Here is a 10,572-nt window from a genome sequence, read left to right on the forward strand (position 1 = left end):
ACAAAGACCAATACGTGCAAGAGTAGACTTTTAATGGTTCTATCCTTTGTTTTCTGTGGATAGGAGCAATGAGGATAGACGAGAGGACAAGGGGCAAAGAACTAAAACATAATGGTTCATGCATTCTCCTATCCATGGCAAACGTGCTGAAATTTTACTGAAACACCGATGTCTGATACCTGATGACTGTCGTAAGAACCGGTTTGAGAAAAGCGATGAACTTCAGGGAAGATGACAGAGCTACAGCAAGGCGATTACCCGGCCCCGATTGAGTCCACCTGAATCGTCGAATGCGAGTTGTGATGACGACTGTCCGGTTTTTTAAAAATCGAAATAACAAATAGTGTGATATCCATCCCTTCTGAAAGCTTGCTTCGGGCCTGGCTGGGAGCCCGATCATTCTGTACCTTCCGGAGGGTTAAGGTGATCATCTCGATCTGCATCAAAAGGCTTGCGTTTTCGATGCACTTTTGCCTGATGGGTCTGCGCATTCTCGCTCATTATTCCGCCTGAACGCTGGCCATCGTCCCCGATCGCTGTCCCATCACTGGCCTGTGATTCGGGGTGATATCTTAATTTGTGATCTAACAGCGATTGAGCCGTTGGAAGGGGCTCATGACACGGCTGCTGCTGGCCATCCTCCCCGATCACTGTCTCGTAACAACGGTGTGTCTCGGGATAGATAAAGAGTCTTGCCTTTTCCGAGCTGCTTTTTCTCATGCTGCTCAAACCCTCAAGAAAGTGCAGACGACTTTTCGTGTGGTATTTCGTTTTGTGCGCCCGCATAGCTTTCCTGTTATTGCAGAAAAACCCGCATGGCCGCAGCTGGTCATCCTCTCCGTGCATGGGCACTTTACAGGTCAGTTCCCCGGCTTTCATGGCTGCCGCTGCATCCGGTACACAACATGTATTGCTGCGGCTATTAGCCGGAAAGGTATTAATCGATATTGTCAGGGCTTGTGGCTGAAAATGGTGCAGGATTTGAGTGAGTTCATTCATCGTTTCAATAGAGCCTTGTTCGGGTATTCCTTGCGCAGGGGCTGTCGGACTTCCTTCCGAATTCAGCAACCTTTCAGCTGACTCGCTACCAGATGATTGTCGGAGTTTACAAACGCCATGACAGGAATCGACGTAACAATCTAAACCGAAAGTATGTTCGCCTTGTTCAGGGTCTTCGTTACCGTCACCAGAGCCCAAACCCAGAGGACTGGTGATAGAGCCTGTAAGTTGGGCGGTTGTTCCTAAGGCCTGATGATCAGCTGAGGCTGATGATGGATTTTGTTGGTCATTTTTTTGTTCACCACGCCCGGGAAGTACCATATTAGTGATCACAAACGGGTGATCCGCCTGTGCCAACATAGATGCCGCCTCCAGTTGATCCGTTGGGTTAAGCAACCATGAATCGGGGTTCCAGTAGCTTTTCAAAAGAAAGTCGGCAACGACAAACGCTCCTACTATAGGTATCCATGAATAAGGTTTGGCACTCAGAGCGGTGTCATGGGGGGTAAAAGCCAGTTCGTAAACAATCACCAGGTTGGCGGCGTGAAGCAAGTGCCATGAGATCGACTCAATGAGAGATGTTTTTAACCCATAACCACCAATTCCCTGTGATTTGTCGTCAGACGGAAAAATGAGTCCTTCATAGCCACTGTCGGCATGGTATGAAGGGTTGTCTATAAATGAATGCTGGACAGGCCTTATGGAAAAAGTCACGTCTGAGGAACCTCCATCCTGTCCAAGCTCGACAATAAAGCGACTTTCCAATGGTTCGGCCTTACAGATGACAGACAACGAGAGCATCAGCAACAGCAGCACCACAGGGAGCGGTTTTCTCAAAGCTATATCCTTACATCTATTTTTGTGTTTCGTATTTTCTAGTCAGTCAGGTTAGACCAAGGAAGTGACAGATCAAGAAAGTAAGCGTTTTTCCTCAACAAACGCTGTCGTTTTTATTCGAGATGACCACGGATAGCTAGTCATCATGTGGTATAGGAACTTCCATGGATGGATGCCCTCTCGGAAGCGTGTTTTGAGTCTGATTGGAAGCCGAATTACTGTTTATCTTTTGGAAAACCGAGGTCATTACCTTGTTCCAAATCAACAGGCTTGTGTTTTAGATGCTTTCCTCTGTGATCGAACTGCTTGTGATGGATCAGCTCTTCAAAATCCTCGCAGACAATTCCGCATGGCTGTTGGTTATTCCCACCGGCCACCGTCTCGTCACAGATTTGCGGCTTGTGGTTGCTTCTTTTGTGATCCAGCAAGCATTGAGCATTATCGAAGACCGCCCCGCATTTTCGCCGCTGGCCATCCCGCCAGAGCACTTTATCTTCACAAACTTTCAGATAAGAGTGGCCTTTATTTTTGGCCATATCGTCCATTATGAATTTACGTAGCCTCCGTTGCCTATTGTTGTATTCTCTTAATTGTCCCTGCAAAGCTTTATCACTCCTGAAGACCTTCCCACATGGCTGATGCTGTCTATCGTCCCGGGTCACTGTCTCGTCACGGATGGGTTCTTCAGCTGTACTGGCTGCCCCCACACTCATTGAATCTATAGGGCGTTGGCGATTGGTTGGATTGTTATCAAAGCGTCCAGTGACATAGAAATAATGATCGCGTTGATTACCGATGACATTATCAAAGGCATTATCGAGATCGAAGTGAATTACTGCATCGCAATAATCCCATGCAGAGTAGTATCGATCAGGGACATCGTGGAATGAGCTTTGTTCAGGTTCTGCTCCTCCTCCAACTGCTGTACTGTCCATGGAATTCAGCCACCCTTCAGCCAGCTCAATCCTGCTGGATGCTGGTCGGAAGATGCAAATACCTTTACAAGGACTGACGCGACAATCTAAACCTAAAGTATGCTGGTGTTGTTCTGGACCATCGTTACCATCGCCTGAACCGGAAGACAGGGGACCGGTGAGAGCACCTGTAAAAGTGCTTGCCCCTGAGGCTTGCTGTATAGATGACTCTGTTCGCTCTTCTCGTTGTTGCCTTTGTTGTTGGCCATTTGCGGGGAGCATCATAGTATTGATCGCAAACGGGTCATCCTGACCGGCCTCCGGTTTATCTATCGGGTTGAACAGCGGTGAATCGGTGTTCCAATAGCTTCCTGAAAGCCAGCCAACAGCGAAAAAGGCTTCTACAGGTATCCATGAATAAGGTTTGGCACCCGGAGCTGCGTCATCGGTAGTCATAGCCAGATCGTAAGCAACCAACACACTAGTGGCGTAAATCAATTGCCACGAGACTGACTTAATAAAGGACGTTTTCACACCATAACTACCGAGTCTATGTGGTTTGTCTTCGGACGGCAAAATTGCTTCTGTATAGGCGTTTGTGTCGACAAGGTGTGACGGAGTGTCTGGGAATGTGTGCTGGCCAGACCTTATGGAAAAGATCCCCATAGGAGAGCTTCCATCCTGTCCAAGCTCGACAACATAATGCCTTGTCCATGATTCAGCCTGACCGATAGCAGACATAGAGAGCAGCAGCGACAACAGTGCCACAGAGGATGAATTTTTCATTGGTTCCCACTTTGTTGATTGTTGTGTCTTGTTTTTATTTTTTAGAATGGAAAGGTAGATCAACAAGGTGTTAGATCAAGAAAATAAGCGTTTTTTTAAAACAAAAGGTTAAAGCGGGTAGGTAAAAAAACCTCTGATGCAAGACATGAGCGGGCTTTTTTATTAAAACGGAGTCGGCATGACAGTAAAAGGCGACGAATGTCTGCCAGTAGTTTACCCATCATGGTGGAGTGGTTCTTGAGTATATTTATGGCCTTCCGCGCACCCACACCCTCTAAGTGAAAGCTTTAACGAGCGCTCTTCTGCATCAGGGGCCTGTTTTCACAATTTGCTGAAGCCGTGCCTTTATCCGCAATTAAAAAGTTTTTAATCAGATTAACCAGTTTTTGTAAATGAGCAATATCTTTTAAATTTCTTACTGAAGAATAAACATATCGATAAGTTTCTGTGGGTTCAGTTGTATAGGGTCCGCTGAATACAGGGGGCTCGTCATCCCGAGTTATCCTGTTGCCATCTGCATCTATAAAACAAGCCTCCCAAAAAAGATTGACTGCTTCTTTTCGATTGTTGGCGGAAAGGGCAAAGAAAATTAATGCCAAATTACCAACAGGCTCATATTTATCTTCTATGGATGAGCCTTGTTGAAGAATAGTGTTTACACGCTCTACCTCTCGATGGGCAATCTTCTCTGCGAGAGTCTGGCGATCAGTATCCAGGCCTTCGATGACATCTTGTCTGAACTGATGCAAGTTCCAACTTTTATGTGCACGAGATTTCGTTAACACCCTGGCCATATGAAAAAGTGAGTGACTAAAGCCAAATTTGAAGGTATGGGCACAACTGGCACAAAAACCAACAATATATTCATATTCGTTCCCAAGGGCATTGCACATTGCAGCAGCAAGGTGCACATACTCGTCGCTTCTGTCGTGCTTTGTCACGAGCACTCTGTAATTCAGAAAAGTTAATATTGGATCAACAAAAAATTCAGTTAAAGCACTGGAGAATGTTCCTTCGTCAACCTTCGAAAGATCAAGTTCTTCAGAATCCGATAAAGCATAGGCCCCTTCATAAGCTCTTTTAACAAGACACCATTCAAGACTGGGTAGATCAATCTCCCAGAGCAGGTCACCACCTATATGACCATGGATAGGATAAGTTTTCCGACGTTTAATCTCTCTTTGAGCAGGGGGAGGAGAGCCTTGCTGAACCCCTTCAGCTGACTCGCTACTATCGAACGATGGTCGTATTTTACAAATGCCATTACAGGAATCGAAGTAACAATTCACACCCAAAGTATGCTGGTGTTGATCAGGGTTTTCTTTACCGTCGCCAGAGCCGAAAGACAGGAAGTTGGTGAAATAAAAATTGCCTGCATGAGTGGCCACTCCTGAGGCTTGCTGACCGGAGGATGCTGATGGCGGGTTTGGTTGGCTATTTTTTTGTTGGCCATTTCCGGGGAGCATCATAGAGATGATCGTGAACAGGTGATCCTGATTCGCTTCTTGTTGTTGAATTTTTTGCTCAATCAAGTTAAGTGATTCAGTCGGGCTAAATATTGATGAATCGGGGTTCCAATAGCTTTTCAAGAGTGAGCCAAAAGAGACAAACACATCTGCAGGTATCCATGGGTAAGGTTTGGCTTTCAGAGCGGCGTCATTGGTGGTCACAACCCATTCGCAAGCAATCAGAACATGAGCAGCATAAATCAATTGCCATGAGATCGACTCAATAAAAGAGGTTTTTACCCCATAACTGTTAATCCTGTGTCGTTTGTCGTCAGGCAAAATTGATTCTGCGTAGCCGTCTGTATTGACGGGGTAGGACGGAGTGCCCGGCAATCTACGCTGGTCCGGCTTTAAAGAAAAACTCCCGCTTGGAGAACCTCTGCTCTGTTGGCGCTGGACGACAAAACTTCCTGTCGAGTGTGCAGCCTGAAAGATGACAGAAACCGAGAATACCGGCAACATCAGTGCCAAAGAGAGTATGTTTTTCAAAGCCTAACCTTAAATCTGTCTTATATTTCGTACCTAATGTTTCGTGTTTTCATTTCTTGAAATTAAGCTAGTTCAAGAAAGTGATAAATCAAGAGAGTCAGCGTGTCTTTCCAGAAAAACCAAAGGTTGCACCGGGGAATAAAAAACACTACTGCAAAACATGGGCAAGGACTTTTGTTCATCGGTGTCCCGGCATTACAAAAAAAACGACGCTTACCTTTCAAATAAGAGATTAACCAAATGTTGGAATAGAAAAAGTCTCTCTGCTGTTCGGAGGACTATAACCAATCCAGACTGAGATCATCAGCCTACTGCACATAAAAAGACTTGCCTTCCCGGTGCATTCTATCGTGAAGCAACTGCTTTGGAAAATCTGCGCAGACTTTTCCGCATGGGTGAAGATGGCCATTCTTACAGACCACTATCTTGAAGCATTTCCGCGACTTGTGGTATGCGTTTTTATGACGCGCCAAATCCAGAGCATTTTCGCAGACCAGCCTACATGGGTACTGCAGGCCATCTTCCAGGGTCTCTGTCTCCTGACAGGTCTGGGGCCCAGTGTGGAATTTTAATTTGTGACACGACAGGAACTTAGCATTTGGTAAGACCTCACCACACGGATGCTCCTTGCCATCAGCCCCAACCACTGTCTCATCACAAGGGTGTGGCTCAGGGTAGTAACAAGCTCTTCTCATTCTCATTCTGTTGATGCTTTCAAGACAGTGACAACGCCGAAATTCGTGGTCTTCTACGTGATCCCGCACAGCTAGCAGACTCTTGCAGACCACCCCGCATGACCGCTTCTGGCCATCCACACCAAGTACTTGCAAATGACAGGTCAGTCCCTCAGTCAAATCGACTGCCACTGCTGCGACTCCTTTTGCAGTCAGTGATTGTCTGTAGTTGCAGCCATTTCCCGGGTCGGTTTTAATCGGTGATCTACGGGCGTGTGGCTCAGAATTGTCGAAACCCAGCGCCGCTTCAGCTGAATCAGAACTATCGGATGATGGTCGGAGTTTACAAACGCCATCACAGGAATCAACGTGACAATTTAAACCCAAAGTATGCTGGTGTTGTTCGGGGCCTTCGTCTCCGCCACCAGAGCCGGAATCCGGAGGGCTGGTGAAAAAACCTGTCAGTTGGTTGCTGGTTGCACCTGAGGCTTGCTGACCGGATGATACTGTCGGCTGGCTTTTTTGTTGGCCATTTTGTTTTTGGCTCTGTCCGGGAAGCATCATAGAGGTAATCTTGAACGGGTCACTCTGACTTGCCTCCAGTTGATCCATCGGGTTAAAAAGCGATGAATCAGGGTTCCAATAGCTTTTCAAAAGCAAGTCGACAGCGACAAATGCTTCTGCAGATATCCATGAATAAGGTTTGGCTTTCAGACCGACGTCATGGGTGGTCATAACCAGTCCGTAAGCAACCAGGAAATGAGTGGCGTAAATCAGTTGCCACGAAATCGACTCAATAAAGAACCTTTTTAGCCCGTAACCGCGCGGTCTGTGTAGTTTGTCATCGGGCGACAAAATGAATTCTGCATAGCCGTCTTTGTCGCCAAGGTATGATGGGGTGCCCGGCAATATTTGCTGATCTGGCTGTATAGAAAAGCCCCCGCTTGAAGAACCTCCACTCTGTTGAGGCTCGACAACAAAAATTCTTGTTAACTGTGCAGCCTGACAGATGATAGAAAACGAGAATAGCGGCCAAAACAGTGCCAAAGAGAGTGTTTTTTTCAAAACATTAACCTTACATCGTTTTGTGTTCTGTACTTTTTAAGATAGAAAAGGTAGATCAAAAGAGAGTCATAAATCAGTCATAAGCGACTGAAACAACTTTTCGCTCTACTCTGGGATGAAAAATTTTTTGTGATAAAAAAAAGCCCGCTACTGCATAACAACAGCTCTTGAAGGTTTTTGCGCATTGTCTTGCATTGGGCCCACTGGCCATTCTTATTGGGCACCATCACGTCACAAAACAGTTACTCTGTGCCACCTCTTTTGGCCATTTCTTCGGCCGCAACAGCAGCCAATCTGAGCAGATATTCCTTCATTCGCTTCATGAAGAATATTCTTTCCGAACACACGCGAATTCTGGCCCTGCGGTTGATCAAGTTTATCTGCCGCTGCCGCTCACGAGTCAACGTTACAAAAGGCGAGCTTTGTTCAGGTACTGCTCCGGTGTAGCCTGTCGAAGTTTCTACGAGATTCAGCGACCATTTAGCAGAGCCATCGCCATCGCCATCGCCATCGCCATCGGATAATGGTCTGAGTTTACAAACACCATGACAGGAATCGACGTAACAATTTAAACAGAAAGTATGTTGTTGTTCAGGCCCTTCGTTACCACCGCCAGAGCCGAAATTTTCGGGTCTGGTGAGAGAGCCTTTGAATTGAGCAGTTTTTCCTGAGGCTTGCTGACCGGATGATTTTGTTGGCTCGTTTTTTTGTTGGTTTTTTTCTTGGCCATTACCCGAGAGCGTCATAGTGGTGATTGCATATGGGTCGTCCTGACTTGCTTCCAGTTTACCCATTAGACTAAACAGCGGTGAATCGGTGCTCCAATAGCTTTGTAAAAGCCAGCCGACAACGAAAAACGCTTCTATTGGTATCCATGAATAAGGTTTGATGCCCAGAGCGAAGTCATTGTTGGTCATAACCAGTTCGTAAGCAACCAGAAAATGATTGGCGTCAATCAACTGCCACGAGATCAAATCAAAAAAGCCCGTTTTTACCCAAAAACCGCCAAATCTTTGTGGTTTGTCGTCAGGCGGAAAAATTGATCCTGCAGAGCCGTCTGTTTCGGCAATGTATGATGGGTTGCCTAACATCGGCTCGTTAGGTTTTATGGAAAAGCTCCGGCCCGGAGAACCTCCATCCTGTTGAAGCTGGACAACAAAACTTCTTTTCAATGGTGCAGCCTGAGAGATGACAGACGACGAGGACAGCAGCAACAGCAGCGTCACAAAACGTAGGTGTATCAAGAACTTTATCCTTACATCCATTTTATGTTTTAACTTTCTTAGGTGGGGAAATTAGACCAGGAAAATGATAGATCAAGAGAACAAACCTCTTTTTTGTCATCGACCTACTGCCTATCAACAGACTCACTTTCTCGATGTATGCTAATGTGACGAAAGTACTCTCGAAGATCCGCGCAGACTATTCCGCATGGGTGAAGGTGGCCATTCTCACAGAACACTATTTCGTGGCATTTTCGCAGCTCGTGGAATCTTTTTTTATGACGCACCAACTCCGGGGCATTTTCGCAGCTCTGCCCACATGTGTGTGGCAGGCCATCCTCCCAGAATTCTTGCTCTTCACTGATTTGTGGTCCGGTGTGAAATCTTAATTTGTGACACCACAGGGACTGAGGATTATCCAAGACCACACCACACCGTTGCTCCTCGCCATCCGTACCGGCCACTCTCTCATCACAAGGGTGTTGCCCGGGGTAGAGAGAGGCTCTTCTCATTCTTATTCTCATTTTCATCATGTCGATTCTGTTAAGAAAGCACTCACGCCGTTCCTTGTGCTTTTCTATGTGGTACCGCACAGCTTTCGAACCCTTGCAGACCATCCCGCATGACCGCTTCCGCGCGTCCACGCCAAACACTTTTAAATCGCAGGTTAATTCCCCGACTGCCACAGCAGCCAATGGGTATGTATTCTTACAGCCATTTCCAGGGTCGGTTTTAATCGATGACCGATGGACGCTTTTCTCAGAATCACCCAGAGTTTGACCGAGATCATTCTCTCGTGGGAAAGGCAAGCCTTGCTCTGTTGTTCCTGCTGCATGGTCTGTCAAAGTTTCTAAGAAATTCAGCGCCCCTTCAGCGGGCTCAGTACTATCGGATGATGCTCGTAGTTTACAAACGCCATGACAAAAATCGATATAACAATTTATATCCAAAGTATACTGGTCATGTTGTTCAGGGCCTTCGTTACCCCCGCCAGAGCCTGAAGACAGTGGGCCGGTGATAGAGCCTGTAAGATGAGTAGTTGCCCCAGAGGCTTGCTGACCGGATGATGCTGATGACTGGTTTGGTTTGTTATTTTGTTTTTGACCTTGTCCGGAGAGCATCATTGTGGTGATCGCAAACGAGTCATTCTGACTTGCCTCCGGTTTATCCATTGGGTTCGGTGAAACGGTGTTCCAATAGTTTTTTTCTAAAAGCCAGCCGACAGCAACAATCCCTTCTGCAAATATCCACCAATAAGGTCCGCCGTCCTGAGCCGCATCTTTGATGATCCAGAAGAGTCCGTAGGTAAGCAGCATATAGACAGCCCAATGCAATTGCCATGAAATGGACTCAATAGAGGTCATTTTCAGCCCATAACCGCCAAGCTTTTGTGTTTTGTCATCAGGCGGCAAAATTGATCCTGCAAAGCCGTCAGTGTCGACAATGTCTGACGGGCTGCCCGGCAATGAATTCAGGTCTCGCTTAATAGAAAGGCTCTGATTCTTCTGTTTATGCTCGACAACAAAATGTCCTGTCAACGGTTCGGCCTGACAGATCAAAGATAACGACCAATGCAGCGACAGCAGTGTCGCTGAAAGTGTTTTCTTCAAAACTCTACCCTCAAATTCATTTCGTGTTTACAAGTTGAAAAGGTAGGCCAAAAATGTGGTAGTGCAATAAAATAGACAAAAGCCTCCCTGCTGTCCGGAGAACAATTACTCATCAGAACTTGATTCCAAGAATTGCGGAAACACGATATCAACACAATAACCGTTTATAGCCGAAGAATCGTGAGAGTCGAGCATAAGCTGCTTAACACTTGATGGCCAATTGTAAAACTGGATACTTGATGGAGGCCCCATCAACGTGTAATCAGTTAATTCAACTTCAAAGCACTCTCCATTTTTATTCCTTAACTGTCTAATCCCGTCCCTGAGAACCTCGGGATCGTCTTCATATCCTTCATGCATGTCACTAAACAAATCATTCTCAATCGTGGTGCAGAGCATTTCCCCTCCCCGTCGAATAAATTCCGAAAGTACAGGACCTAAATACCCTTGTGGATAGGCTGAAACCA

The 10,572-nt window shown here is 46.3% G+C and carries 7 protein-coding genes; all 7 read right to left on the reverse strand.

The window, feature by feature from the left end:
* Nucleotides 1-396: 396 nt before the first annotated feature.
* A complete protein-coding gene (locus tag KDK17_RS08775; RefSeq protein WP_257287877.1) occupies nucleotides 397-1,836 on the reverse strand; it encodes a hypothetical protein in 1,440 nt (479 codons plus the stop codon).
* 215 nt (nucleotides 1,837-2,051) lie between these two features.
* Complete coding sequence (locus KDK17_RS08780) at nucleotides 2,052-3,536, reverse strand: hypothetical protein (RefSeq protein WP_257254426.1); 1,485 nt, start codon at nucleotides 3,534-3,536, stop codon at nucleotides 2,052-2,054.
* Nucleotides 3,537-3,823: 287 nt separating this feature from the next.
* Complete coding sequence (locus tag KDK17_RS08785) at nucleotides 3,824-5,533, reverse strand: hypothetical protein (RefSeq protein ID WP_257287878.1); 1,710 nt, start codon at nucleotides 5,531-5,533, stop codon at nucleotides 3,824-3,826.
* Nucleotides 5,534-5,841: 308 nt separating this feature from the next.
* Nucleotides 5,842-7,272 carry a hypothetical protein gene (locus KDK17_RS08790; RefSeq protein ID WP_257287879.1) on the reverse strand — a complete coding sequence of 477 codons (1,431 nt, stop codon included), beginning with the start codon at nucleotides 7,270-7,272 and terminating at the stop codon, nucleotides 5,842-5,844.
* A 242-nt stretch (nucleotides 7,273-7,514) separates the two neighbouring features.
* The gene (locus tag KDK17_RS08795) at nucleotides 7,515-8,516 is read right to left on the reverse strand and encodes a hypothetical protein (protein WP_257287880.1); all 1,002 of its coding nucleotides are present in this window, start codon (nucleotides 8,514-8,516) and stop codon (nucleotides 7,515-7,517) included.
* 104 nt (nucleotides 8,517-8,620) lie between these two features.
* Entirely contained in the window at nucleotides 8,621-10,105 is a 1,485-nt protein-coding gene (locus KDK17_RS08800) for a hypothetical protein (RefSeq protein ID WP_257254422.1), read from the reverse strand.
* A 105-nt stretch (nucleotides 10,106-10,210) separates the two neighbouring features.
* Nucleotides 10,211-10,572: hypothetical protein (locus KDK17_RS08805; protein ID WP_257287881.1), on the reverse strand; the 362-nt coding region annotated here is incomplete at its 5' end.

Source organism: Endozoicomonas sp. SESOKO2 (assembly GCF_024606245.1).
GTDB lineage: Bacteria > Pseudomonadota > Gammaproteobacteria > Pseudomonadales > Endozoicomonadaceae > Endozoicomonas_A.